A 24,455-nucleotide genomic window follows, 5' to 3' on the forward strand; every position below is an offset into this window, starting at 1 on the left:
GCGCGCAGGAAGACCGGGTGAACGCGACCACCGGGCGGATCCGCTTCTTCCCCGACGGCAGCTCGACCGGCGGGCGGGTGACGCTGGGACGGGGCGCGCGCGAGTGGCACGTCAATGTCGGGTGGTTGACCGGGGCGGTGAGCGTGGTTGTCACGCAATGAATGTCCCGCGTTTCCGCGCAGCGCGCGGCTTCAGTCTGCTGGAAGTGATTGCCGCCATCGCGATTCTGGCGATTGCGTTCGCGGCATTGATGCAGGTCGCCGGGAGCTCGATGAGTCTCACGGCGCGCGCTGGCGAACGTACGCAGGCCGCGCTGCGCGCGCGTTCGATGCTCGACAGTGCATTCGTGATGGAGCCCTTGCGGGAGGGCTCAAGCGAAGGACGTTTCGACGATACGTATCGATGGCGTATGACGGTGACGCCCTGGCAGGCCGCTGCTTCCGGCAATGGCGTGCCGCAGGACGCATCCCGTCGTTTGTACCGGCTCGATCTCGATGTGCTCTGGGGCGGCGATAACAACGAGCGCAGTGCGCGCTTCAGCACGCTGCGCATGGGTGCGCCGCCGCCCGGAGGCCTGCCATGAAGCGTGCCCGGGGCTTCAGCCTGATGGAAGTGCTGGCGGCACTCGCCTTGCTCACGATCGTACTGCTGGGCGTCTACTCCGGCGTGCGTACCGCATCGCGCATCGTTCGCAGCGGGGATGCCGCGATCGAACGCATGGATGCGATCCGGTCGACGCAGGGATTCCTGCGCGCGGAACTGGCCCAGGCACTGAACATCGGTTTCGACCGCAACGACGACGGCGACCCCATCGTTTTCAACGGCGACGCGAAGACGCTTCGTTTCGTGGCACCGCTGCCGGGCTATCTCGGCAAGCTGGGTCCGCAACTGCAGACCATCAGCCTCGTGGACGATGGCCATCGGACCCTTCGACTGGAAGCCAGTTTCGCGTTGCTGCCACCCGATGGCGGCGAACCGAAAACGGTCGGCGAGCCCGAAGTCCTTCTGCGCGGCATCCGCAGTGGCGGGTTCGCGTATCGCGGTATGGACGATCAGAATCAGCCGGGCGACTGGCAGGAAACATGGCCTGACGGTCGCCGGACGCCTTCGCTCGTACGCGTGACCCTCATGCTCAACGGCGGCACGGCGTGGCCGACGATGGACGCGCCCTTGCGCATCGACCCTTCGGCGACCGGCGGTCCGAATTCATTGTCGCGCGGCCTGCGCGGTCAGGTGATCCGATGATCCGCTCCTATCGCTCATCGCGCGGGGTCGCCTTGTTGATCGTGCTGTGGGGCTGCACGCTGCTTGCCATCATGCTCGGCGGTTTCGCGATGCTGGCTCGTACGGAAGGATTGCAGGCGCGTTACCAGTTTGCCCAGACGCAGGCGCACTACGCGGCGGAAGCGGGCATCGTGCGGGCAGTGCAGGCGCTGCAGGACCCCGACGCCAACGCACGCTGGATCGCCGACGGTCGCTCGTACACTTTTTCTTTCGACAACGCGACTGTGCACGTCAGCGTGAGCGACGAGGACGGCAAGGTCGATCTGAATGCAGCGTCGGACCAGGTGCTGGTGGCGCTCTTCGTTGCCGCGGGCGTCGAAGCCGATCGCGCAAAGCGGTTGTCGGCCGCCGTGCAGGACTGGCGCAATCCGACCGAGGGATCGCTGCCCAATGGCGCGAAGAAGCCCCAGTACGAAGCGGCCGGATTGGACTACGGCCCGCGCAACGGTCCTTTCGCCACGGTGGAGGAAGCGCGGATGGTGCTTGGCATGGACCCGAAGACTTTCGCGACGATCGCCCCGGCGATCACCATCTGGTCGGGGCGCGAACGTCCCAATACCGCGCATGCTTCGCCGCTCGCCCTGGCCGCCGTGCCGGGCCTCGGTCCCGATCAGGCCAGCGCGATCCTCGCGCAACGCAACGACACCACGGGCAGCGCGCTTGCCGGCGGCAACGGCGTCACCCATACGATTCGTGCGGAAGCCATTCTTACCGACCAGACGAGGTCTATCCTTACAGCGACGATCCGTCTGCGTGGGATAAGATCGGGAACTCAGCCCTACGCCGTATTGCGATGGCGCGAAGGAGACGGTGAATGACCGCAATGCAGGACGCCATCGGAGTGCCTCTGGAGCGATTGCGCCGCGTCTGGCGCACATCGCCGTTGCCGCCATTTTTCGCATGGTGGGGCGGCGAACTGCACAAGCTCCTGCCTTCCCGCGTACGGTCGTTGCTGGACGGAGGCGCCCACTGGTTCCTGCTGGAGCGCGACGATCACGGCTGGTCGTTGCGGCGTGCCGGCGAAACGGATGCTCTGGTTCGTGTCGCCGACGACGATGCCGATGCGTTGCAGACGCGTTCGCTGATCGACGCGATGGCCGGCGTCGATCCCGCGGATCGGTATGTCGCACTGTGTCTGCCCTTCTCCGACGTGTTGCGTCGCCGTCTCGTGCTGCCATTGGCGGCGCGCGACAATTTGCGTCAGGTCGTCGGCTACGACGTCGACCGCCAGACGCCGTTCCGCTCCGAAGACGTGCATTTCGGGGTTCGCGAACTTACCGGTCCGGCGCCCGAGGGCCGCTTCGTTGCGGAACTGGCCGCCGTGCCGCGTACCCGGCTGGATCCATTGCTGGACCGTCTGCAGGCACTGGGCATTCCGCTGGATCGTGTCGACGTCGTCGATGGCGCGGTACGGGCGGGTGTCGATCTCCTTCCTCCGGGGCGGGCGACGCGGCGGGTCAATGCGCGCGGGCGAACGAATATGGCGTTGGCGGTGGCCTGTGTCCTGCTGATCTTCGCCTGCATGGCCGGGTGGTTGCACAACCGCGAATCGGCACTGGACGCGATGCGGGACCAGGTGGAATCCATGCGCGGCGATGCGCAGCGTGTCGCCGCCTTGCGCCAGCGCCTTACCGACAGCGCCGGCGCATCGGGCTTTCTTGCCCAGCGCAAGGCGGAAGTGCCCGCCGTGCTGCCGGTACTCAACGAACTTACCCATCGTCTGCCCGACGACACATGGCTTGAGCGCTTCACTCTCAACGCGAGCGGGCAGATCGGTTTTCAGGGGCAGAGTCCGCAGGCCGCGCGACTCATCGACACCCTGAAGGGTGCCACCTATCTCGGTGAGCCGAGTTTCCAGGGCACGATTCAGACCGATCCGACGTCGGGCAAGGAACGCTTCTATATGCAGGCGCGTGCCCACGTCGCCAAGCCGGAGGTCGCTCATGCGAATGAAGCCCGCTGAGTCGCGCGCCGCCGCCGTACTCCTGTTGATCGTCGTGATTGTCATCGCTTACTTCGTGCTGGTGCACTGGTGGTTCGTATCGCCGCAACTGGCCATCGCGGACGAAATGGCCGACCTGCGCGACACGCAGCGCAGATATGCCACGGCGATCGCGGAACGTCCCGCGCTGCAGAAGCGGCTTGCCGGGCTTGCCCAGGGACAGACCCAGAGCAGCGCCTTCCTGCCCGAAGACGATACCAACGCAGCGGCGGCCGGCCTGATGCAGCGCATCGTCGATGTCGCGGCCGCGCATCACGACGACGGCGCATGCGACGTCGTGCAGAAGCAGCCGGTGCCCAGTCAGGAAAAAGCGTCCGATCCCTATCGGAAAGTCACGGTCAATATCAGCCTGCGTTGTCACATGCAGCCGTTGGCAGCCGTGCTGCACGATATCGAGGAAGACTCGCCTTACCTGTTCATCGAAGACTTCAGCGTCTATCGCAATCCGGTGGCAGCGCGTTCCGGCGCCCCGGTGCCCATGGAAGTGCAGTTCACCGTGTCGGGTTACATCCGTCAGGCGAACGCGCCCGCGCCGAAGGGGGCTTCGTGAACGCCGCCGCACAACGTCGCCTCACACCCATCCTTGCATTGACCGGTGGCGCACTGGCCATCGTACTTGTCGTCTTTCTCGCGGGCCTGGGTCGCAGCGTGCACTGGGACGAACCTATGGCGGCGGCTCCTCCGCCGCCGGCGCGTCCCGCGCCGATGCCGACGCCGGTTCCACTGGCGACCTTCGCCGAAGTCTGGCAACGGCCGCTGTTCAACAACGATCGCAAGCCCGTGGCGATCGCCGATGGCGACACGGAGGCGAGCAACATCGGCGACCTCGAACTGACCGGCATCATCATGACGTCCGGCCTGCGTATGGCGCTGCTGCGCGACAAAGGCAAGGACGTTACGGTGCGCGTGCGCGAAGGTGGCGTACTGGAAGGGCACTGGACACTGGTGACGCTCGCGCCGCGCAGCGCCACGTTCGACAACGGTGGCGAGCATCGCGAACTCACGTTGAAGGTAAGTGCGCCGGAGCCGCTGAAGGATGCGCCACGCCGGGCCGATGCTCCGCCTGGCATCCCTCCGGGCATTCCGTCACCGCTCCCGCCGGGAGGAACGCCTCCGCGCGTACAGCGTCCGGTTTCCAGTTCGTCGATGACGGGTCCGAATCTGCCCCGTCCGCGCCAGGACGATGCCGCGTTGCAGGATCAACGCGTCGAAGCATTGAAGGCCGCTGTGCAGAAGCGCAGGGCCGAGCAACAGCAACAGGCTGAATCCGCCAAGGAAGGAGTACGGTGAATCATGAATACGGGAATCCGGTTGGGAGGCGCGGCGCTTGCCGCGCTGTTGTCCGGCTGCGCGTCGCTGTCGTCACGACATGACGACCTGGCCCTTCAGCGCGAGGCGCTGAAGGGCCTCGAAAAGCCTGTTCCGCAAGCGTTGGCGACGGCACCCGGGGCCGAGGTCGCGGTGATTCCGTCCAGCGATATAGCGAAAGGCAGCGGCCAGTTCATTCGTCCGGTGGGGTTGGCGAAACCCAGGGTGCTTCCCGTCGGCAAGGACACCTTCACGTTCAATTTCGAAGACCAGCCCATCGAGGCGGTGGTCAAGGTCGTTCTCGGCGATATGCTCCACGAGAACTACAGCATTACGCCGGGAGTCGCCGGCAATATTTCGTTCTCGACGTCGAAGCCGGTCCGTCAGGATCAGGCGTTGCTCATTCTGGAAACGCTGCTTTCGTGGACACAGAATGCGCTGGTGCGCGATGGCGATCGCTATGTGGTGATGCCGTCGCGGGATGCCGTCGCGGGGAATATCGCACCGAGTCTCGGGGCGTCGACGCCACGGGATGGCCTGCAGGCACGCCTGTTTCCATTGCAATTCATCTCGGCTGTCGAGATGCAGAAGCTCATAAAACCTTTCGCCCGTCAGGACTCGGTGCTGCTCGCCGATCCGGCGCGCAATGTGCTGGTGATGGCGGGTTCGTCGAGCGAGCTGGACAACTACCAGCGAACGATCGACACGTTCGACGTCGACTGGCTTCGTGGCATGTCGGTTGGCGTGTTCAATCTCGAACGGGCCAATGTAAAAGAGATCATGCCTGCGCTCGATGGTCTGTTCGGCGCAAAAAGCGGTACGCCGGTTGCTGGCCTGATGCGCTTCATGCCGATCGAGCGCAGCAACGCACTCGTCGTCATCAGTCCACAGGCTGCATATCTCGAGGAAGTGAAAGGATGGATCGACCGGATTGATGGCGGCGGCGGTAACGAACCGCGGCTGTTCGTTTACGACGTCCGTAATCTTCCGGCGACCGATATGGCCGAATATCTTTCGAATTTGTACGGCGGTGGGACATCGCAGCGTAGCGACGGTGCGGGGCGCGTCGCACCCGGCCTGAATTCGGGCACGCAAGGCGCGGACGATTTTGGTGCCGCCACATCGTTCGACACGGACAATAAATCCGGTCGCGGCGACAGTAATCCCGATTTTTTCTCGTCATCAGTCACTTCCCCGGCGACATCCGTGGGATCGAGTCCGGCCGCTGGCGACCTGGGCGTGCGCATCGCGGCGGTGGAGGCGAACAACCAGCTGATCGTCCGCGCGCGGCCGGCGCAATGGGCCGAGATCGAAGAAGTGATTCGCCGTCTCGATGCCATCCCGCTGCAGGTGCAGATCGAGACGCGCATTCTCGAAGTGGCGCTAAGGAACGAATTCGAGTTTGGCGTGCAGTGGTATCTGGAAGGTCTGATCGGCGGCGGTCAGCCTGGCAATAAGCAGCAATGGAAGCTGGGGGCCAACTTCCCCAAGGATTCCGGCAAGGACACGTTCTATTACTCGTTCGTCAATAACGAGATACAGGCGAAGGTTCGTGCGCTGGAGACGAACAGCAATACGAAGACGCTATCGTCGCCCTCGCTCGTCGTCGTCAATAACCAGAAAGCGCGTATCCAGGTCGGCGATCAGATTCCCGTTGTGCAGACCTATGTGCAAACCAATTCGAATCTCGGTAATCAGGTCGGTCAGGTCGAATACAAGGACACCGGCGTCATCCTGCAAGTCAAACCGCGGATCAATCCGGGCGGCCTCGTCTATTTGCAGATATCGCAGGAGGTCAGCGATGCGAGGCCGTCCGACGGTAGCGGAAATCTCACGATCGGGAAGCGGCAGCTCTCGACCCAGGTAGCGATCCAGAGCGGGCAGACGGTCTTGCTTGGCGGTCTTATCCAGCAGAAGAACACGCGAACGAAGTCGGGCGTTCCGTACCTGAGCCGAATTCCCGTTCTGGGAAATCTGTTCGGCGGCACCACCCGCAATGACGGACGGACCGAACTGATCGTGCTGATTACGCCCAAGGTGATCGCCAACGGCGAGGATGCGAAGCGTGTCGCCGACGAATTCCGCGAGCGATTCCGCTCCCTGGAGCCCACGAAGCCAGCCGGACAAGGGAATAAGGCCGAAGACGAGGTCTGAGGCATTGCTCGCACGCATGGACCGGCTTACGTAACATAGTCGGTCCATGCCCGTTTCCTATCCCATTACGCCGCTACTGCCGGAGATCGTTGCTTCGCTGGCGGGTCATCCGCGTCTCGTCCTCGAGGCGCCGCCCGGCGCGGGTAAAACGACACAGGTTCCGTTGGCGCTGCTGGAAGCCGCATGGCTCGGTGACCGCAAGATCGTGATGCTGGAGCCGCGCCGCATCGCTGCAAGGGCAGCGGCGGAATTCATGGCAACGCAGCTCGGCGAGGATATCGGTCAGACGGTCGGCTATCGCATCCGCTTCGACGCTCGTATTGGACCCCGCACGCGCATTGAGGTGGTTACCGAGGGCATTCTTAGCCGCATGATTCAGGACGACCCGTCGCTTGAGGGGACTGGCGCGATCCTGTTCGACGAATTCCACGAACGCCATCTCGCGGGCGATCTCGGTGCGGCGCTCGCGCTGGACGTTCAGGCGAACCTCCGGCCCGATCTGCGGTTGATCGTCATGTCGGCCACGCTCGACGGCGAACGCATCGCGCAATGGCTCGATGCGCCGCGGATAAGCAGCCCAGGTCGCAGTTATCCGGTACGCATCGAGCATCCGCCGGCACGCACGCAGGAAACGGTGGAGCAACATCTCGCGCGTACAGTAAATCAGGCGTTGCGCGAGACCGACGGCGACATACTCGCCTTCCTTCCCGGTCGACGCGAGATCGAACGCACCCGTGCGATCGTCGAACGTCAACACGAAGGCGTGGAAGTCGTCGCGTTGCATGGCGAACTGTCGCTGGCGGAACAACACCTCGCGCTGGCAGCTCCAGATCCGGGTACGCGTCGCGTCGTGCTTGCGACCAATGTCGCCGAATCCAGCGTGACGCTGCCGGGTATACGTGCCGTTATCGATAGCGGCCAGGCGCGCGAACCGCGATTCGATCCGCAGTCGGGTTTTACGCGGCTGGAAACCATCACGATTTCCCAGGCATCCGCCGATCAGCGCGCGGGGCGTGCGGGGCGTGTCGCCGAGGGTGTCGCTTATCGCCTCTGGCCGCAGAGTCGGCGTCTCGACGCGCAGCGCACCGCGGAAATCGCACAGGCCGAACTATCCGGACTTGTCCTCGAACTTGCCGCCTGGGGTAGCGAAGACATTCCGTGGCTCGATACCCCACCCACGGGCGCCATGGGACAGGCGCGCGATCTGTTGCGCCGGTTGGGAGCGCTGGACACATCGCGCATCACGACGTTGGGTCGAAAGATGCTGGCACTCGGTGCCTCGCCCCGACTCGCGGCCGCGGCGCTGCGCGCGCCGCCCGAACTTCACCCGTTGGTGGCGGATCTTCTCGCGTTGATGGAGGCGCGTTCGCCCTTGCGTGGAGAGCTGGGACGCACCGACGATTTCCGCGCGCGCGTCGCCGCGCTGCACCTGTGGCGCGACGGAGGCGCACGTGGTGCGAGGGCAGGCTCGGCGGATATCGCTGCGCTGGCCGCTATCGAAAAAGCCGCCGGTGGGTGGCGCCGTCGGCTGGGCGTGCGCACCGGCGCCAGCGGCGTGCCGCACGCGCATGCCATCGGCGACCTGCTTGCGCATGCTTTTCCTGATCGCATAGCGCGTCGCGACGAAGGCAACGCCATGCGCTATCAACTGGCGAACGGTCGTGGCGCGCGGCTGCACGAGAACAGCGCACTGCATGGCGAGCCATGGCTGGTCGTGCTGGACCTGAAGCTGGATGCACGCGATAGCCTGATCTTCGCGGGTGCCCCATTCGATCCGCGGATACTGGAAATCGAATACTCCTCACGTTTCGTCACGGAGCGCGTGCTGCGTTGGGACGACGCACGCGACATCGCGGAAGCGTTCGAGGAACGGCGCTTCGATGCGTTGGTGCTCGAACGCAAAAGCGTTCCGGTCACCGGTGCCGACGCATTGCCGGCCCTGCTCGCGGCGATTCGTGCGGGCGGCATCGAGGCATTGCCCTGGAGCGAAACGGCGCGACGACTGCGCGCACGCATGGGCGCGCTGCGTGTCTGGCGGCCAGAGCTGGGGCTTCCCGACGTGTCGGACGACGCCTTGCTGGCGTCGCTCGATCGCTGGCTCGCACCTTATCTGGAAGGCAAACGCCGGCTGAGTGCGTTGCAGGCGGCGGATCTGTCGCAGGCCATCGCCGCGTTGCTGGACTACGACCAGCGTCGCGCTCTGGACGCCGATGCGCCCGACGAATTACGCGTACCCAGCGGCATGACCCGGCGACTGGGGTACGGAACGCTGCCGGACGATCCGGGGGCCTCGCCGGTGCTGTCGGTGAAACTGCAGGAACTGTTCGGACTGGCGGATACGCCGCGTGTCGGTGCGGGACGCGTCCCCGTGACGTTGCATCTGTTGTCCCCGGCGGGTCGCCCGATCCAGGTGACACAGGACCTGCACGGCTTCTGGGAACGTACGTACCCGGAAGTGAAGAAGGAACTGAAAGGCCGCTACCCGAAACATCCCTGGCCCGACGATCCGTGGACGGCGACGGCCACGCATCGGGCCAAACCCCGCGGTACCTGATTGCCAGTATGGATCGTGCAGGAGCGCACTCAAGCGCGCTCCTGCAAGAGCTGAATCAGCCTAGCGGGCGTACGCGGAAGTTGCGGCCCTTGATCTTGCCCGCGCGCAGCCGTTCCAGAGCTTTGTTCGCCAGGTCGCGACTGATAGCGACATAAGCGCGCGTCGCGAAGACGTCGATTTTGCCGATGTCCTTCGCTGCGAGGCCCGCATCGCCCGTGAGTGCGCCGAGAATGTCGCCGGGGCGGAGCTTGTCCTTGCGGCCAGCGTCGATCACCACGGTTTTCATCGGCGCGAGGTTCAGTACCTTGCGCGCGCCGACGACGGGCTTCGCCGGATAACGCTTGATCCGGGTGCCAAGACGTTCCTCGATGGTCGCGATCTTCGGCAGGTCGCGCGATCCGGCGAGCGTAATCGCCAGTCCGCTGTTACCCGCGCGGCCCGTGCGTCCGATGCGGTGCGTATGCGTGTCCGCATCGTGCGCGACGTCGTAACTGACCACCAGCGGCAACGCTGCGATATCCAGGCCGCGCGCAGCGACGTCGGTGGCGATGAGAATCGAACAGCTGCGATTGGCGAACTGCACGAGCACCTCGTCGCGATCGCGTTGTTCCAGATCGCCGTGTAACGCCAGTGCGGAAAACCCACGCCGGTCCAGCTCGGCGGCAAGCGTCTCGGTATCCTTGCGCATATTGCAGAACACCAGCGCGGCTTCGGGTCGTTCGTGCGTAATGATCTGCGACAGGGTATCGACTTTCTGCGACGGCTCGACCTCGACGACACGCTGCTCGATGGTCGCTTCGCTATGTGGCGTATCGACGGTCACCGTGACCGGATCGCGCTGAACTCGGCCGCTGACCGCGCGGATCTCGTCGGGATAGGTGGCCGAGAACAGCAGGGTCTGATGGTGTTTGGAAATGCGCGACACGATGTCGTCGATCGCTTCTTCGAAACCCATGTCGAGCATGCGGTCGGCTTCGTCGAGCACGAAGGTTTTCACGCCACCCGCGTGAAGACTGCCGCGCTTCAGGTGTTCCTGCACACGGCCTGGCGTGCCCACGACGACGTGCGGGTCGTGTTCGAGCGAGGCCAGCTGTGGTCCCAGCGGCATGCCGCCGCACAGCGTCAGTAGCTTCACGTTCGGAATATTGGCCGCCAGCTTGCGGATGGCTTTGCTGACCTGGTCGGCCAGTTCGCGGGTAGGGCAGAGCACCAGCGCCTGCAATCGAATGGTGTCCACATTCAGATGCTGAAGCAGCCCGAGGGCGAACGCCGCTGTCTTGCCGCTGCCGGTCTGTGCCTGCGCAATGACGTCCTTGCCCTCGAGGATCGGAGGAAGGCTGGCCGCCTGGATAGGCGTCATGCCTGGGTAGCCAAGGGCTTCCACTGCGGCGAGCAAGGCGGGTTTGAGGGCGAGCTGGTTGAAGGCGGTCATGTCCATATGATCGCATCTATGGAGGCCAGGCGCAGGATCGCGCGCTGTTCAGGGATAGGGAGCATGTGCATGCCTGGGCGACGCGGGTACGAAACTGATGCTACCCAGTGTATTGCCCTGAGCGTGAAGGGGCATTTCCTGACAGCCATCCACGGGCGGATTCGACATTCTCTCGATCCGCATTTTTACCCGTGCGGATCGCTCTTCCTCCCCCTCCCCAGAAGAAGAAACCAAGCATGAAAAGATGGACGCGCTTTACCTGTGTGATGGCATGGATGCCTATATCCGCCATCGCGCAGACTCCCCTTGTCGAAAGAGACTTTGTCGAAGTGCTGATGGAAGAGACGTCGGCGCTGGATGGCGACGATGTCATTGAGCTCAGCGACGACTATGCGGCGAAGCTGATGTTGAAAACCGATTCGATCTACAGCGACCTGCGCCCCGTTCCGAATACTCCGCCGAGCCCCGCCTGGGCGACTGCACTAATCAAGGCAAGGCCATGGAATCCTCTTTCTCCCGAGCAGGGATGGGCGGCATTCGCGCTACGCATGGGCCTGACAAGGGCCCGGCCTTTGATCGAAGTGCGGGTCGATCGCGGTTATAGCGATCTTGACAGATTGATCGGTGCGAGCGCGACGAAAGCGGCGATCGATCGCGATATCTTCAATACCGTCCTCGATATGTTCGACTACAGCAAGGCATCCATCGCAGCGAACTATGCCGTTGGCGCGCAGTTGCTTCGGGAAATGGCCGCGCGCGTCGATCCGTCCGAGCATGCCGGGCAGAACATCCGGCCAGAAGTGCTTCAGCGGTTCATGAAGCACGCACACTATTCGCAGATTTCCGAAGAAGACGGCGAATACCTTCTCAGCGTACTCGATTCCGAGATTCGCGCGTTCGAGCCGGGGGTATCGCCTTCGACGCAGCAACCCTATATCCCCGCTCATTTCCGCGTTGCCCGGCTCGCCGCCGCTTACTACATGAAATCCGGTTATATGACTCCTCGACAGTCGCCCTGTTTGCCGTCCGGCGACGAAAATCCGGGTCATGCGGGTCTTGGTATGGACATCGACGCAAAGGAAATCTGTTTCTCCGCCGCTACCGATCGCGCGACGCACGCATGGTTTGTGCGTCACCTTGCCGATCAGGAGCAAGGCATCAAGCGATACTCGACAAGCGACGACGATCCGGCGATCTTCAAGCTGCTTCGACCGGCCAGCATCATTGTGGAAGCTTTGGATATCGCGAATTTCACCAGGTTCGCGCTCTCTTCGCGAATTTTCGCCAAGAAAACATCATGGGCGCGTCCGGGCGTCAATCGTCTTCCCACGAAAATAAACAGGATGTGCAAGAAATGAAAAGTCATACTATTTCGTGGCATCCGATGCGCCGAATCGTTGCTGGCATCGCCACCGGCGCGATGCTTCTGGTGGCCTCTGGCGGAGCTTTCGCGCAGTCCGTAGAGCTGATTCCCGTCGATAAGGTCGATGCCGATGCCCTCGGCGCCTTGATGGATACCTATGGCTATCATCTGCGCACCGCCGATCGATGGATCAAAGCCAATACGACGCCGGAACAGCGCATTCGAAGTACGTTCAATAAAGTCGAAACGAATTTCAAATACGCGACGATCGCCCGTTTCGAATACACGTACGTAGGAACCGATGGAAATACCCATACCAAGGTGTATCACTCGAAGTCGGGTCCGGATGTGTCCAAGGCATTTTATGGCGATGGACCGTTGCCGCCGGGTGTCGAGAACGTCGAAAAATTCTTCCCTCTCGCGGACGAATACAGCAGGGCCTCACCAGGAAACGAATCGAAATCGAAGATCCCTTCGTCGCCCGCTGGCGGTAAGGACCGCGCAACGGATGCCGAGCTAAAGGCCGTGCGTACTATCGAGGCCGATATCGTGGAAGGGCGTGTTCCTGGGCAGGGCAGCGTGAAAGGGTTCGTCAGCAAGGATCTTTGCGATTCCTGCGATAACGCAGTCCGTGTTTTCGCCAAGGAATACAACATCGACGTGAAAATCGACTACTTCAGGGAAGTAGGCACGCCTATCGAGGTCGAGTTCACCAGCCTGCGCAAGCAAGCCGTGAATCAGGTGAGGAATGTACGGAACGCACCCCAGCCGATGTTCACTCTGGACGACGAGTACAAAGGAGCGGTCGGTTGTATCCGGGTCGGTGCATGATGCGTTCATGACATGGCGCCCGGGACGCCCGGGCGTGTCCGGTTCGAAGACTACCGGTATTGCAATAGTTCGCCTGCTATATGGGTGACGACGGCCGATGCCGATCAGTCGGGTTTCTCGTTGCAATGCGTGTTCTGCCGTCACTTCAGGCGGCAGAACATCCTGCGGGAGAAAGAGAGCCTATGAAGCCATGGCCGCGATTCGTGCTGTTTGCCAGCGTTCTTCCTTTCACTGCCACGGCGGCGCCTCCGCCGCCTGGCGATTTCCTCAAGGTCCTGCTCCACGAGCGCATATCGGTCGAAGGCGCGCATTTGGCTGTGGCCCTTTCCGACGACGACTACATTCGCGCGTGGATGATCGATCCGGTGTCGCCGTATTCGGGGATCAAGGAAGGCTCACGCTACACGCCCGGTGCAGCGGTACTGCAGGCGATTGCCTCCGTTTCGGTTCCCGGGCATCCCATGAGCGTCGAAGGGGCCATTGACGCTGCGCTTTGGGATTACGGCAGCACGAAAGCCCGGCTAAACGACGATATTCCTCTTTCGGCGCTTCCTTCGCGCTTCACAAATGTTTTCGCCGGTGCCAGCGCGGTGAAAGCCGGTATAGAACCGGATATCTTCTTCAAAGCGCTGGCCCTGACGGGCGAAGAGAATCATATTGTCGCCGCGAATTACGCCGTTGCGGTGCAGACACTCAAAGAGCTGCTTGACGGTGCTCCGGCGGAGAGACATTTCGCTCTGGGGCTTCGGAAGGACATCCTGACCCGATTTCTCGATACGAACGGTCCGCAAGATTTGCCGGACTACGATCGGTTCTATCTTATGCGGCTTCTGGATGGCGAAATGTCCCGCTGGAAGGCGGGTGGCCTGAGTGCGTACGGCATTCGCGAACTTCCCGCGGTACTGCGTGTGGCGCGTGCAGCGGCGGCGTTCCGCGATCTGGCGCCTTACGACAACGGTCAGCCCTGCAATGCCGATGGCACGTTCCGCAGCTACATCGCAGGTGGAGGGGGCGCCGATTTACGGCCGTTGTGCCATGTGGATGCCACTGATCGCGCGGTCTACGCGTGGTATGTCCGCGATTATCGGGAGCAGATCGTTTCGCGGGAGCCGAAGGGCGATAGCTCGACGCTATTCATCGACAGGATGATCGGACCGATGCTCAACATGCGTCAGGGCCGGTTGGGTAGTCTTTCGCCTCACATGTCGGGATTCACGTCCCGGGTGGAGGTGTTCGAGGCGAAGATGGCGAAACAGTTGTTGGCCGAGGGGAAAATAGCGGCACTGGATGCGGAAGTGGTGTCCGACCGTGCGTTGCGACTCACGTGCGGGAGGATTTGAGCATGTCGATGATCGGACCATGCAAGAAGGCCTTCGTGGCCTTGCTGTTCGCGTTTTTTCTCATCGGCCGCCAGGGCATCGCGGGCTCTCTGCATAAAGAGGAGGTCAGCAGTACGACCAGTCCCATGGTCGTATCGGCTCTGGCATCGAGCTTCGACTACTATGCGACCGCGCTGGACCGCTGGCTCTATGAAGCCAGCAATCCGGTTATCTCCAGCGTGGTGCGCGGCGATGTACGCCCTTATGAACACGTGGTCCTTCGTGGCACGATCGCCCAGTTCGAATTTACGGCGACGCGCAATGGGGTCATCGATACGCGCGTTTACAACGCCATGTCGGGATGGGATTTCGATTCGCACGTAGCGCCGAATCTCGTGCCTCCGCAGAGCGGAGTGGAAGCATTCTTTCGCGGAGATCCCGTTATCACCCGCGCGGTGCTGGTTCCCGATGCGACCATTCAAGTTCAGCCGGTGGAAGGCGAACCGAAGCCGGACTCGCACCAGGCGGATGCGGAGCTGAAAGCTGTCCAGACCATCGAACGCGATATAAGAGCCGACAGGGAACGTGGTGTCGAGCTTAGCGGTGGAACCATACGGGCTGTGGTGAGCCAGCCGATGTGTACTTCATGCGAAGCCGCTGTCCAGGCTCTGGCGGACAGGTACGATGTCGATATCTTCGTGATCTACCTCCACCACACGAATACCGCCGAAATAGACGTGTTGCGGCAAGCGCGCAAGGAATACATGAAAAGCCTCTGGAACGAACTGCGCTTGCGCCGCATCGCGGCGGGGACGTCCACGGAGGATCAGAATCCGCCTCCTACAGGGGAGGTCGGAGACGATGAGGTGTTCGCCACGTGTCCGGTGCCCGCGAACCTGAGACAGCGGGCGATGTGGGCTACCACTGCGTCCGCTGCGGCAGCAGGCCCTTGAGCTCGGCTTCGGTCAGGTTGCGCCACTGGCCGATCTTCAGGTGCCCCAGCTTCACGTTGACGATGCGTACGCGGCGAAGCTGGGTTACGCGATAGCCGAACTCGGCGGCCATCAGACGGATCTGGCGATTCAGGCCCTGCGTAAGCACGATGGAGAAGCCGTACTTCGCGATGCGACGCGTGCGGCATGGTTTCGTCATTTGTCCATGGATGCGCACGCCCTTGGCCATGGCGGACAGGAACTCGTCGGTGACGGCTTTGTTTACGGCCACGAGATATTCCTTCTCGTGGCCGTTCTCGGCACGCAGGATCTCGTTGACGATGTCGCCGTTGCTGGTCAGCAGAATCAGCCCTTCCGAATCTTTGTCCAGTCGGCCGATGGGGAAAATGCGCTGTGCGTGATCCACGAAGTCGACGATATTGCCGTCGACGGTCTGGTCGGTGGTGCAAGTAATGCCGACCGGTTTGTTCAGCGCGATATAGATGGCACGATTTTTCGGCGAGGCTGGCGCCAGCGTGCGCGCGACGACGACTTCTCCGTCGACGCGCACGATATCGCCGTCCAGCGCCTTGGCGCCCATGCCGACGACGGCGTCATTGATCGTGACGCGGCCGGCGACCAATAGTTCGTCGGCTTCGCGGCGCGAGCAGATCCCCGCTTCACTGATGTACTTATTGACGCGCATCGGTCAGGAACGCAGACCGACGCCGCGGCTGAGCAGGCGCAATGCGACCGCGGACAGGCCTGCGACGAAAACGAGCATCACGATGAAGGCCGTACCGATCTGCACGTCGCTGACGCCGAGTACGCCGAAGCGAAACGCGTTGACCATGTACAGGATGGGGTTGACCATCGAGATAGTGCGCCACGGCTCGCCAAGCAGATCGACCGAGTAGAAGACGCCGCCGAGGTAGGTGAGCGGTGTGAGCACGAAGGTCGGTACAAGCGCGATATCGTCGAACTTCTTCGCGAATACCGCATTGACGAAGCCCGCAAGCGAAAACACTGTCGCGCCGAGTATCACGGACAGGATGGTGATGATCGGATGCGCGACATGCAGGTCGGTGAAGAAGAGCGCGATCACCAGTACCAACGCGCCGACGACAACACCGCGAACCACGGCGCCAGTGACGTAACCAAGCAGGATGACCCAGTTCGGCATCGGCGAAACCAGCATCTCTTCCACGAATCGGCCGAACTTGGCGCCGAAGAACGAGCTGGAGATGTTGCCGTAGCTGTTGGTGATGATGCTCATCATCACGAGGCCCGGCACGATGTACTGCATGTAGGTAAAACCATGCATGACGCCGATGCGACTGCCGATCAGCTTGCCGAAGATGACGAAGTACAGCGTCATCGTGATTGCGGGCGGAATCAGCGTCTGCGTCCAGATGCGTGCGATGCGCGTGATCTCGCGACGGACGATGGTGCCGAGGGCGACGAGATTGGTCGAGGTGCTCATGCCGCGGTCTCCCGGCCGTTTTCGACCAGTCGGACAAACAGCTCCTCGAGGCGATTGGCTTTATTGCGCATCGACGTGACGGTCACGCCGTGCGACGAAAGGGCGGAGAACAGCGAGTTGAGATCGTGCGAACGGGACATTTCGGCTTCGAGGGTATGGTCGTCGATCCTGCGCAGCACGACGCCGGGCAGTTCCGGCAGGGCGGCGGGTATCGTCACGGCGTCGAGTACGAAAGTCTCCACGTCGAGGGTCGACAGCAGGCTCTTCATGGACGTGTTCTGCACGATCCGGCCGTGGTCGATGATCGCGATGTTGCGGCAGAGCTGCTCGGCTTCCTCGAGGTAATGCGTGGTGAGGATGACCGTGGTGCCCGCCGCGTTGATGCCGCTGACGAACTGCCACATGGAACGGCGGATCTCGATGTCGACACCCGCGGTGGGCTCGTCGAGGATCAGCAACTTCGGCTCGTTCATCATGGCGCGGGCGATCATCAGGCGGCGCTTCATGCCGCCGGAGAGCATCCGGGCCTGATGGTGGGCCTTGTCCCACAGGCGCAGTTCCTTCAGGTACTTCTCGGCGCGTATGGCCGCTTCGACGCGACCGATGCCGTAGAAGCCGGCCTGGTTCACGCAGATGTCGAAAGGCTTCTCGAACTGGTTGAAGTTGATTTCCTGGGGTACCAGGCCAATCAGCTGCATCGCCGCGCTGCGGTTCTTGTGGATCGAGACGCCGAAAACCTCGGCTTCGCCGCTGCTGGCGTTCACCAGGGACGAAAGAATGCCGATCAGGGTGGATTTACCCGCGCCATTGGGGCCGAGCAGGGCAAAGAAATCGCCCGGCTGGACGGTCAGCGAGACGCCTTTGAGGGCCTCGACACCGTTGCCGTAGGTCTTGCGTAAATCCTTGACGTGTAAAGCGGGAGTGGTCATGGGCTGCGCCGGACTGACAAGCCGCCTATTATACCGGGCTTTCCCACGACGACCTTGTGTCGCTCGGTCAATAGAGAGTTGCCATGGCTGAACAATTCCAGCTCCGCCTCGCGGACAGTTTCATGCTCGCACCCAGCGTGCGACACCTGTCGTTCGAGCGGGTGGACGGTCAGCCTCTGGCCTTCGTTCCAGGCCAGTTCCTGCAGATTCACTTTGCTTACGACGACGGCAAGCCGACCAAGCGCAGCTATTCGGTAGGGACGGTCGGCGACGGTTCAAGTCCGGTCGAGCGCGTGGAAATCGCGGTCAGCTACGTCGACAATGGGGCCGCCACCAAGCTGCTGAGCGAACTTCCCAAGGACGGAATCATCAATGCCAGCGGGCCTTACGGCCGGTTTTGCCTCATGGAGGGCGACGCCAACAAGCGCTACATCCTGATCGCCACGGGCACCGGCGTGACCCCTTACCGGGCCATGCTTCCCCAGATCGAGGCGCTTATCCGCGACCGGGGCTGCCGTTTCGTACTGCTTTACGGCGCCCGGAACGAGGGCGAACTGCTCTATGGCGAGGAATTCGAGGCGTTCGCGCGCAAGCACGAGGGTTTCGACTTCCACCCCTGCCTGAGCCGCGGTGCGCGCCCGGCCCCCCGGCCCCACGACCGCCTGGGCTACGTCCAGACGATTCTGGCCGAGCTGGAGCCCAAGGCCGACGAGGATATCGCCTACCTGTGCGGCAATCCGAACATGGTCGACGCCTCGTTCGCCGCGCTGAAGGAGGCTGGCCTCGCCGTGCAGCATATCCGTCGCGAAAAATACATTTCGTCGCGCTGATCGCCAGCGCGGCGGCAAGCGGGATAGACTCGTCGCCACATGCACGCACCTTTCGTCGTCGCCCATTTGTCCCCCGACATGCAGCGTTTCGCGACGCTGGACCAGCGGTTGCTCGCCGCCGTGCGTCCGATCCGCATCCTGCCCACGGTGGCCTGGCCCGCGTCGGTGGAAGAGCGGCTCATCGCCGAATTCGGCGCGGGGCGCCTGTCGCTTCCCGATATCCGCTACAACCCGCCCGATCTGACCGCCGCGCGGCATGAGCTGGAGGCCATCGAAGCCGAGGCTTCCGGCGAGCATCCGATCGCCGATTATCTGAGGCGTACCGCCGAATCCTGGCGTATAGCGGCCGATCTGCTGGATGCCGTGGGGACCGACGGCGTCACGGCGTCGTCGATCGCGCTGTACGGGCGCCCGGGCGATGCGATTCCCGGCAGCAACCGCAGCAACCTGGACGCCGCACGTTACTTCGTCGACCTGGCGGACGAGCTGGGTGCCGATCTGGAAACCGAAGACGCCACCGGCAATATCCAGGCAGAGGATCTCCGGCGCGACATGGCCGCAGCCCTCGATGCGTTCTTCTCGCCGGGCATCATTTCCGTCGAGGTCGACCCCGAGCTGACCGCCAAGGCGGCGGCCGGCGCCACGCGCATCCGCTTGCGTGGCGGTGCGCGATTCACGGAATACGATCGTCACCAGTTGCTGGCGCACGAAGCCTTCGTGCATTCCCTGACGGCGTTGAACGGGCGCGAACAGCCCGTGCTTGCCTCGCTGGCGCGTACGTCGCCGCGGGTGACGGCGACCCAGGAAGGTCTGGCGGTATTCGCGGAGCTGATGTCCGGCGCGATCGATATTTCGCGATTGAAACGTATCAGCCTGCGGATTCTGGCCATCGACATGGCGCTGAACGGGGCCGATTTCGTCGACGTCTTCCGTTTCTTTCGCGATTGCGGACAGAGTGTCCCGGACAGTTTTCATTCGGCACAGCGCGTCTTCCGCGGCGTGCCGCTCACCGGCGGCGCGGCATTCGCGAAGGACAACGTCTACCTTACCGGCCTGCTGGCGGTGCACACATTCTTCCGCTGGGCACTACGCCAGCGACGTCTCGACTTATTGCGTTACCTCTTCGCGGGCAAGCTTGCGCTGCACGACGTGATGAGTCTGGAACCGCATTTCCTGAATGGCGATATCGCGGGGCCGCGCTATCTGCCGCCGTGGATGCAGCATGTGCATGGGCTTGCCGGGAAACTGGCGTTCTCGCTGTTCGTGAATCACATCCACATGGCGGGCGTACAGGCCGAGGAAATCTCTCTCGGCCTGTAACGTCCGGACGGTGTTGACGGTTTAGTGGCGGATGGTGAAATCACCCGGCGATAGTGCGAAGAATGAGCCATTGCCGCACATCACTCGCAGCCGTGCCTGAGTTGTCTCCCGCGCGTCGTCGGGCATATTGAACGATGCCTTTCCTGTGTTCGCCGTCTCTTCGATAAGCGGTGTTTCAAGAAATGTGCGTCCACCATCCAGGGACAAATGGACTGTCGCGGTTCGGCACAAAATCGGCGCTTTGTTTGTCCTGGCGACGCGCCAGCGTATCGTGTGGGATTTGCCTTTTTTCAGGGTAGCGAAGGGCTTCGGCGAAAGGACCTCGAATGCTTCGCCTGTGTCGACCACCCGTACGCGCTGGTCGGCCGTAACGACGTGGGAGCGATGGTCGAGGTTGTCGCGGACGGATAGCCTGAAGTTGAGATCGCGTGTCGTCGTGGGGAGCCCGTCGCCAACACCCATGGGCTCGTCGCCGAGCAGAACTCCCATGGCAGGGAACGTCTGTTCCCCGTCCGGTGTCGGCGGCCGCGAACGGAAGAGCGCACCCTCACCGATGTCGGTAAGTATCGATTCCTCGCGGAAGGGACCGGGGTCGAGTTGTTCCCAGGTATAGGTCAGCCTGGCCTCCGGGTCGGCGAAACCGGCCTGTGCCGTGAGTCGGAATGGTGTCCGGGCGGGAACCACCATCCGCTCGGGCAGGGATTCGGGATCGATCCATGGGGCATGTCCCGGGTTGACGCGCGTCGTGGCGCAGCTGCCGCCAATGCTGGCAGTCCATTTCTGAATCTGGTCGATGCTCGCTGCATGGAAATAGGCATCGCTGTTCTGTTGCAGGTTTTGTTCACCGCACAGTCCGGCGTAACCCATGATGGTCGAGCCCGTGCCGGGTGCGAACCGGTGCGCGTTGTTGTTGGAGCCGGCGTGGCATCCGCTGAACGAATGATGTGCGCCGAACTGATGGCCAAGCTCGTGGGCGACGAAGTCGATATGGAAAGCATCGCCGAGGGGCCGTTTGCTTCCGGTCATGCCCGCGGCTTTCGTTACATCTTCATCGACTTTTCCCGGGTCGTAGTTCACGCAGGTATTTCCGAGTGTCCCCACGACGCCGGCATCGGACTTGGCGTCGAGAAGGTGCCCGACATCGAAGCCCTTCGTGCCCAGTTCGCGGTGCACGATCTGGACGTTCTCGCGAAACATGTCGACGTCGTCGTAGATGCGAGCGAAAGGATCCTTCGATGGCGTGAAGACAAGCTTGTCGTTGTTTTCCGCAAGTACGAAATGTATGCCGAGATCGGTTTCGAATACCTGGTTGAGTCGGTTGACCGTGCGGACGATGCCGGCCATGCCATTTTCTTTGGTTCCGCCAAGTTTCTGCGTATAGCTTCCCGACGCGGTCATGGCGATGCGGTACGTCCGCAGTACGGGCGTTCCCCCTCGGGCGGTGCGAGCGCCGTCGAGTGCTTGCGGCTGAATGTTCCGACTGAGGGCGGGCGTGTCGCCTTCGGTGAATCGGGACGATCCGGGTGCCGCTTCCTTGCGGCGATAAACAACATAGGTGTCGTCGTTCTTCCCGTTCCGGCCAGTCACGGAGCTATCGATTACCGTGGAGACGGGTTGGACGAGCCAGCTGCCGTCACGGTCGGCCACGAGCGCATGCAGTTGTCCGTGAGCGGTATCGAGACGAACGGTGCGTCCCGTATCGTCGCTGCCCTTAAGGCTTACGAGCTGTGGAAACTTGCTGGCGAGGCCGGCGGGCAGAACATCGGACGACGTGAGCGTGAACCGGCTGAACCCGCCTTCGGGCAGCGGCAGATCGATGGTCATGGCACTCTTGGGTTCCCCGGCGCGCGAACGGGCGGTCAACGATGCAAGACCCGGCGAAGCGAGGCTGAGGGTTCGGTACTTCAAGGGCATGGTGTCGGCCGATGCTCTGGCAACCCGGACAGCCGGGAGCGCTGTGTCGCTCCAAATCCCGTCGGGGCTGGTATCGGCAAGTACGGAGCCGGGGCCTGCGATAAATAGTGAGCCTATGCAGATGGCCAGTCGGCGTCGACGGGATCGGATCATATCTTCCATGGGTGAAGCTCCTTGGCGGTGGTGTCGGAATGCATTGCAATGAGCTGGCGTTCCTGCCCATGGAGCCAGTTCGGGCGGCAATGGTCTGTCGGGCTTGGCCGATTAAATTAGTAGGTGGGGCTCGAGGGAATGGCGCAGTGCGGAGGGCGGTCCATGCCACCCCGGTGCTACCATTTCAGATCTAAGCGCGTCCCCCATGCCGCGCGCCCTCATCCCCACCCACTACAGGATTCCGATGGCCATCTCAGAGGAACTCAGGCAGGCGGCGCTCGAATACCACCGCCTCCCGCGCCCCGGCAAAATCAAGGTCACTCCTACGACGTCGCTGCTGACCCAGCGCGACCTCTCGTTGGCCTATTCGCCGGGTGTGGCCGCTGCGTGCGAAGCCATCGTGACCGATCCCGGAACCGCGGCCGAGCTTACGGCGCGTTCCAATCTGGTAGCGGTCATTACCAACGGTACGGCCGTGCTGGGCCTGGGTAACATCGGTCCGCTGGCATCCAAGCCGGTGATGGAAGGCAAGGGCGTGCTGTTCCAGAAGTTCGCCGGCATCGACGTGTTCGACATCGAAATCGACGAGAACGACCCGGACAAGCTGGTCGACATCATCGCCAGCCTCGAGCCCACCTTCGGCGGCATCAACCTCGAAGACATCAAGGCGCCGGAATGCTTCATCGTGGAGCGCAAGCTGCGCGAACGGATGAAAATTCCCGTATTCCACGACGACCAGCACGGCACCGCGATCATCGTGGGTGCCGCGGTCATCAATGCGCTGCTCGTCACCGGCAAGAAGATCGAGGACGTGCGCCTGGCCACCACAGGCATGGGCGCGGCGGGCATTTCCTGCGTAGACATGCTCGTGGCGCTGGGCATGCGCAAGGAAAATATCCTGGCGTTCGATCGCGACGGCGTGCTGCATACCGGGCGCACCGATCTGGACCCGGACAAGCTGCGTTACGCACGCGATACCGACAAGCGCACGCTGGCGGAAATCGTCGTCGGCGCGGATATCTTCCTCGGCCTGTCGGCCGGCGGCATTCTGAAGCCCGAGATGGTCGCCACCATGGCCGACCGTCCGATCATCTTCGCGCTGGCCAATCCCAATCCGGAAATCCTGCCCGAGGATGCCAAGGCGGTCCGCCCGGACTGCATCATGGCGACGGGTCGTTCGGACTATCCGAACCAGGTGAACAACGCCCTCTGCTTCCCGTATCTGTTCCGCGGCGCGCTGGATGTCGGCGCCACCGTGATCAACGAGCAGATGAAGGTCGCCTGCGTGCGCGCCATCGCCGAGCTGGCGCGCCGCGAAGCGTCCGACGTCAGCGCACGTGCCTATGGCGGCAAGCCGCCGAGCTTCGGTCCCGACTATCTCATCCCGCAGCCGTTCGATCCGCGCCTGCTGATCCAGCTGCCGCCGGCCGTGGCGCAGGCCGCGATGGACTCCGGCGTCGCCGCGCGTCCCATCGAGGACTTCGGCGCGTATGTCGATCAGCTGACCAGCTTCGTGTTCCGCACGGGCCTTCTGATGAAGCCCGTTTTCGATCGCGCGAAGGCCGATCCGAAGCGTGTGGTCTACGCGGAGGGCGAAGAGGAAACCATCTTGCGTGCCGTGCAGACGGTGGTGGACGAAGGCCTGGCCAAGCCCATCCTGGTAGGCCGCCCCGACGTCATCGAACGTCGTATCCAGCGTGCGGGCCTGCGCCTGCGCCCGGGTATCGATTTCGAAATGTGCAACATCCATTCCGATCCGCGCTTCGAGGATTACTGGCGCCTGTATCACAGCATCATGGAGCGCCGTGGCGTCACGCCGGCATCCGCGAAAGCCGCCGTGCGTTCGCGTTCGACGGTGATCGCGGCGCTGATGGTCGAGCGCGGCGAAGCCGATGCGATGATCTGCGGTCTGGTCGGCACGTATCACAGCAAGCTCGAATACATCACCAGCATCATCGGCCTGGACGAGGGCGTATCGGAAGCCTCCGCGATGGCGGCGGTTTCGACGGAGAAGGGAACGTTCTTCTTCCTCGACACGTACGTGCAGGACGACCCCAGTGCCGAGCAGATCGCCCAGTCGACGCTGCAGGCATCTATTCGCCTGAAGCTCTTCGGCATTCAGCCGAAGGTGGCGCTGCTGTCGAATTCGAACTTCGGTGGCCGCGAGACGAAGAGCTCGCTGAAGATGCGCGAAGCGCTGAAGATCATCCGCGAGCGCGTTCCGAAGCTGGAGGTGGAAGGCGAGATGCAGGCAGATGTCGCCCTGACGCCGGAACTGCGCGAGCGCATCTTTCCGAATTCGCGGCTGGAAGGTAAGGCGAACATGTTCGTGTTCCCGAACCTCGACGCCGCCAACACGGCATACAACATGGTCCGCGTGCTTTGCGACGGTGTGGTCATCGGCCCGATCCTGATGGGCGTGGCCAAGCCGGCGCATATCCTGACGCCGCAGGCGACGGTCCGCCGCGTGGTGAACATGACCTCGGTGGCCTGCGTAGAGGCCCAGATCCGGACGACGAAGGGGCGCTGAAGGCTCCCATCGGAGCCGGTATCTCGTGGCGTTTCCACGGATACCGGCTCTGCCGATACGGCCCCGTACGGTGTTGTCACGTGCGAAATGCCCCTCCCGGCGCTATCATGAAAAGGT

At 62.7% G+C, this 24,455-nt stretch carries 21 protein-coding genes; 16 read left to right on the top strand and 5 right to left on the bottom strand.

Annotation, left to right across the window (positions count from 1 at the left end; translation table 11 throughout):
• The 9 genes from EC912_RS19690 to hrpB form a co-directional block, all read left to right on the top strand.
• Positions 1–161: GspH/FimT family pseudopilin (locus tag EC912_RS19690; RefSeq protein ID WP_243649337.1), on the top strand; the 161-nt coding region annotated here is incomplete at its 5' end.
• Positions 158–583, top strand: coding sequence for a prepilin-type N-terminal cleavage/methylation domain-containing protein (locus EC912_RS16355; protein WP_132146060.1), 426 nt, complete (start codon positions 158–160; stop codon positions 581–583). The genes EC912_RS19690 and EC912_RS16355, both read left to right, overlap by 4 nt.
• Positions 580–1,245, top strand: a complete 666-nt coding sequence (locus EC912_RS16360; protein ID WP_132146062.1) for a prepilin-type N-terminal cleavage/methylation domain-containing protein — start codon at positions 580–582, stop codon at positions 1,243–1,245. Before EC912_RS16355 ends, EC912_RS16360 begins: the two co-directional genes overlap by 4 nt.
• Positions 1,242–2,102 carry a general secretion pathway protein GspK gene (locus tag EC912_RS16365; protein WP_132146076.1) on the top strand — a complete coding sequence of 287 codons (861 nt, stop codon included), beginning with the start codon at positions 1,242–1,244 and terminating at the stop codon, positions 2,100–2,102. Before EC912_RS16360 ends, EC912_RS16365 begins: the two co-directional genes overlap by 4 nt.
• Positions 2,099–3,247, top strand: coding sequence for a type II secretion system protein GspL (locus EC912_RS16370; RefSeq protein ID WP_132146079.1), 1,149 nt, complete (start codon positions 2,099–2,101; stop codon positions 3,245–3,247). The genes EC912_RS16365 and EC912_RS16370 overlap by 4 nt, the downstream gene beginning before the upstream one ends.
• On the top strand, positions 3,228–3,836 hold the full coding sequence (gene gspM, locus EC912_RS16375; RefSeq protein WP_132146082.1) for a type II secretion system protein GspM: 609 nt from the start codon (positions 3,228–3,230) through the stop codon (positions 3,834–3,836). The genes EC912_RS16370 and gspM overlap by 20 nt, the downstream gene beginning before the upstream one ends.
• Positions 3,833–4,576 carry a general secretion pathway protein GspN gene (locus EC912_RS16380; RefSeq protein ID WP_132146085.1) on the top strand — a complete coding sequence of 248 codons (744 nt, stop codon included), beginning with the start codon at positions 3,833–3,835 and terminating at the stop codon, positions 4,574–4,576. The genes gspM and EC912_RS16380 overlap by 4 nt, the downstream gene beginning before the upstream one ends.
• A gap of 3 nt (positions 4,577–4,579) precedes the next feature.
• Positions 4,580–6,748: a type II secretion system secretin GspD gene (gspD, locus tag EC912_RS16385; RefSeq protein ID WP_132146088.1), complete on the top strand. Its 2,169-nt coding sequence runs from the start codon at positions 4,580–4,582 to the stop codon at positions 6,746–6,748.
• A gap of 46 nt (positions 6,749–6,794) precedes the next feature.
• Positions 6,795–9,302, top strand: a complete 2,508-nt coding sequence (gene hrpB / locus EC912_RS16390; RefSeq protein ID WP_132146091.1) for an ATP-dependent helicase HrpB — start codon at positions 6,795–6,797, stop codon at positions 9,300–9,302.
• 55 nt (positions 9,303–9,357) lie between these two features.
• On the opposite strand, the gene dbpA is transcribed toward hrpB, so the two are convergent.
• Positions 9,358–10,734 (bottom strand): ATP-dependent RNA helicase DbpA, encoded by a 1,377-nt coding sequence (gene dbpA, locus EC912_RS16395; RefSeq protein ID WP_132146094.1) that lies wholly within the window; start codon positions 10,732–10,734, stop codon positions 9,358–9,360.
• Positions 10,735–10,970: 236 nt separating this feature from the next.
• Between dbpA and EC912_RS16400 the strand changes: the two genes are divergently transcribed.
• From EC912_RS16400 to EC912_RS16415, 4 genes are all read left to right on the top strand, one after another.
• Positions 10,971–12,092 carry a hypothetical protein gene (locus tag EC912_RS16400; RefSeq protein ID WP_132146097.1) on the top strand — a complete coding sequence of 374 codons (1,122 nt, stop codon included), beginning with the start codon at positions 10,971–10,973 and terminating at the stop codon, positions 12,090–12,092.
• Positions 12,089–12,928 (top strand): hypothetical protein, encoded by an 840-nt coding sequence (locus EC912_RS16405; RefSeq protein ID WP_132146100.1) that lies wholly within the window; start codon positions 12,089–12,091, stop codon positions 12,926–12,928. Before EC912_RS16400 ends, EC912_RS16405 begins: the two co-directional genes overlap by 4 nt.
• Before the next feature lie 80 nt (positions 12,929–13,008).
• Positions 13,009–14,268 (top strand): hypothetical protein, encoded by a 1,260-nt coding sequence (locus EC912_RS16410; protein ID WP_132146103.1) that lies wholly within the window; start codon positions 13,009–13,011, stop codon positions 14,266–14,268.
• Positions 14,269–14,303: 35 nt separating this feature from the next.
• A complete protein-coding gene (locus EC912_RS16415) occupies positions 14,304–15,200 on the top strand; it encodes a hypothetical protein (protein WP_132146106.1) in 897 nt (298 codons plus the stop codon).
• On the opposite strand, the gene EC912_RS16420 is transcribed toward EC912_RS16415, so the two are convergent.
• From EC912_RS16420 to EC912_RS16430, 3 genes are read right to left on the bottom strand one after another with little or no spacing between them, the layout of a single operon-like run.
• Complete coding sequence (locus EC912_RS16420; protein WP_132146109.1) at positions 15,166–15,885, bottom strand: pseudouridine synthase; 720 nt, start codon at positions 15,883–15,885, stop codon at positions 15,166–15,168. The two genes, EC912_RS16415 and EC912_RS16420, sit on opposite strands and share 35 nt — an antisense overlap.
• A 3-nt stretch (positions 15,886–15,888) precedes the next feature.
• Positions 15,889–16,662, bottom strand: a complete 774-nt coding sequence (locus tag EC912_RS16425; protein ID WP_132146112.1) for an ABC transporter permease — start codon at positions 16,660–16,662, stop codon at positions 15,889–15,891.
• The gene (locus EC912_RS16430) at positions 16,659–17,591 is read right to left on the bottom strand and encodes an ABC transporter ATP-binding protein (RefSeq protein ID WP_132146115.1); all 933 of its coding nucleotides are present in this window, start codon (positions 17,589–17,591) and stop codon (positions 16,659–16,661) included. Before EC912_RS16430 ends, EC912_RS16425 begins: the two co-directional genes overlap by 4 nt.
• Positions 17,592–17,674: 83 nt before the next feature.
• On the opposite strand from EC912_RS16430, the gene EC912_RS16435 reads away from it, so the two are divergent.
• Positions 17,675–18,421 carry an FAD-binding oxidoreductase gene (locus EC912_RS16435; RefSeq protein ID WP_132146118.1) on the top strand — a complete coding sequence of 249 codons (747 nt, stop codon included), beginning with the start codon at positions 17,675–17,677 and terminating at the stop codon, positions 18,419–18,421.
• Between the two features lie 39 nt (positions 18,422–18,460).
• On the top strand, positions 18,461–19,741 hold the full coding sequence (locus EC912_RS16440) for a flavohemoglobin expression-modulating QEGLA motif protein (protein ID WP_132146121.1): 1,281 nt from the start codon (positions 18,461–18,463) through the stop codon (positions 19,739–19,741).
• 21 nt (positions 19,742–19,762) lie between these two features.
• On the opposite strand, the gene EC912_RS16445 is transcribed toward EC912_RS16440, so the two are convergent.
• A complete protein-coding gene (locus EC912_RS16445) occupies positions 19,763–21,565 on the bottom strand; it encodes a reprolysin-like metallopeptidase (protein WP_165973646.1) in 1,803 nt (600 codons plus the stop codon).
• Between the two features lie 487 nt (positions 21,566–22,052).
• On the opposite strand from EC912_RS16445, the gene EC912_RS16450 reads away from it, so the two are divergent.
• Positions 22,053–24,338 (top strand): NADP-dependent malic enzyme, encoded by a 2,286-nt coding sequence (locus EC912_RS16450; protein ID WP_132146127.1) that lies wholly within the window; start codon positions 22,053–22,055, stop codon positions 24,336–24,338.
• The last annotated feature ends 117 nt before the right edge of the window (positions 24,339–24,455 follow it).

The sequence above is a fragment of the Luteibacter rhizovicinus genome, from assembly GCF_004342265.1.
GTDB classification, from domain to species: domain Bacteria; phylum Pseudomonadota; class Gammaproteobacteria; order Xanthomonadales; family Rhodanobacteraceae; genus Luteibacter; species Luteibacter rhizovicinus_B.

Coding starts and splice junctions, on each gene's coding strand:
- EC912_RS16435 (WP_132146118.1), top strand. CDS start 17,675: ATGGCTGAACAATTCCAGCTCCGCCTCGCGGACAGTTTCATGCTCGCA.
- EC912_RS16410 (WP_132146103.1), top strand. CDS start 13,009: ATGGGTGACGACGGCCGATGCCGATCAGTCGGGTTTCTCGTTGCAATG.
- gspM (WP_132146082.1), top strand. CDS start 3,228: ATGCGAATGAAGCCCGCTGAGTCGCGCGCCGCCGCCGTACTCCTGTTG.
- EC912_RS16445 (WP_165973646.1), bottom strand. CDS start 21,565: ATGACCATCGATCTGCCGCTGCCCGAAGGCGGGTTCAGCCGGTTCACG.
- EC912_RS16400 (WP_132146097.1), top strand. CDS start 10,971: ATGAAAAGATGGACGCGCTTTACCTGTGTGATGGCATGGATGCCTATA.
- dbpA (WP_132146094.1), bottom strand. CDS start 10,734: ATGACCGCCTTCAACCAGCTCGCCCTCAAACCCGCCTTGCTCGCCGCA.
- EC912_RS16420 (WP_132146109.1), bottom strand. CDS start 15,885: ATGCGCGTCAATAAGTACATCAGTGAAGCGGGGATCTGCTCGCGCCGC.
- EC912_RS16440 (WP_132146121.1), top strand. CDS start 18,461: ATGCACGCACCTTTCGTCGTCGCCCATTTGTCCCCCGACATGCAGCGT.
- EC912_RS16405 (WP_132146100.1), top strand. CDS start 12,089: ATGAAAAGTCATACTATTTCGTGGCATCCGATGCGCCGAATCGTTGCT.
- EC912_RS16450 (WP_132146127.1), top strand. CDS start 22,053: ATGGCCATCTCAGAGGAACTCAGGCAGGCGGCGCTCGAATACCACCGC.
- EC912_RS16355 (WP_132146060.1), top strand. CDS start 158: ATGAATGTCCCGCGTTTCCGCGCAGCGCGCGGCTTCAGTCTGCTGGAA.
- EC912_RS16370 (WP_132146079.1), top strand. CDS start 2,099: ATGACCGCAATGCAGGACGCCATCGGAGTGCCTCTGGAGCGATTGCGC.
- hrpB (WP_132146091.1), top strand. CDS start 6,795: ATGCCCGTTTCCTATCCCATTACGCCGCTACTGCCGGAGATCGTTGCT.
- EC912_RS16425 (WP_132146112.1), bottom strand. CDS start 16,662: ATGAGCACCTCGACCAATCTCGTCGCCCTCGGCACCATCGTCCGTCGC.
- EC912_RS16360 (WP_132146062.1), top strand. CDS start 580: ATGAAGCGTGCCCGGGGCTTCAGCCTGATGGAAGTGCTGGCGGCACTC.
- EC912_RS16365 (WP_132146076.1), top strand. CDS start 1,242: ATGATCCGCTCCTATCGCTCATCGCGCGGGGTCGCCTTGTTGATCGTG.
- gspD (WP_132146088.1), top strand. CDS start 4,580: ATGAATACGGGAATCCGGTTGGGAGGCGCGGCGCTTGCCGCGCTGTTG.
- EC912_RS16430 (WP_132146115.1), bottom strand. CDS start 17,591: ATGACCACTCCCGCTTTACACGTCAAGGATTTACGCAAGACCTACGGC.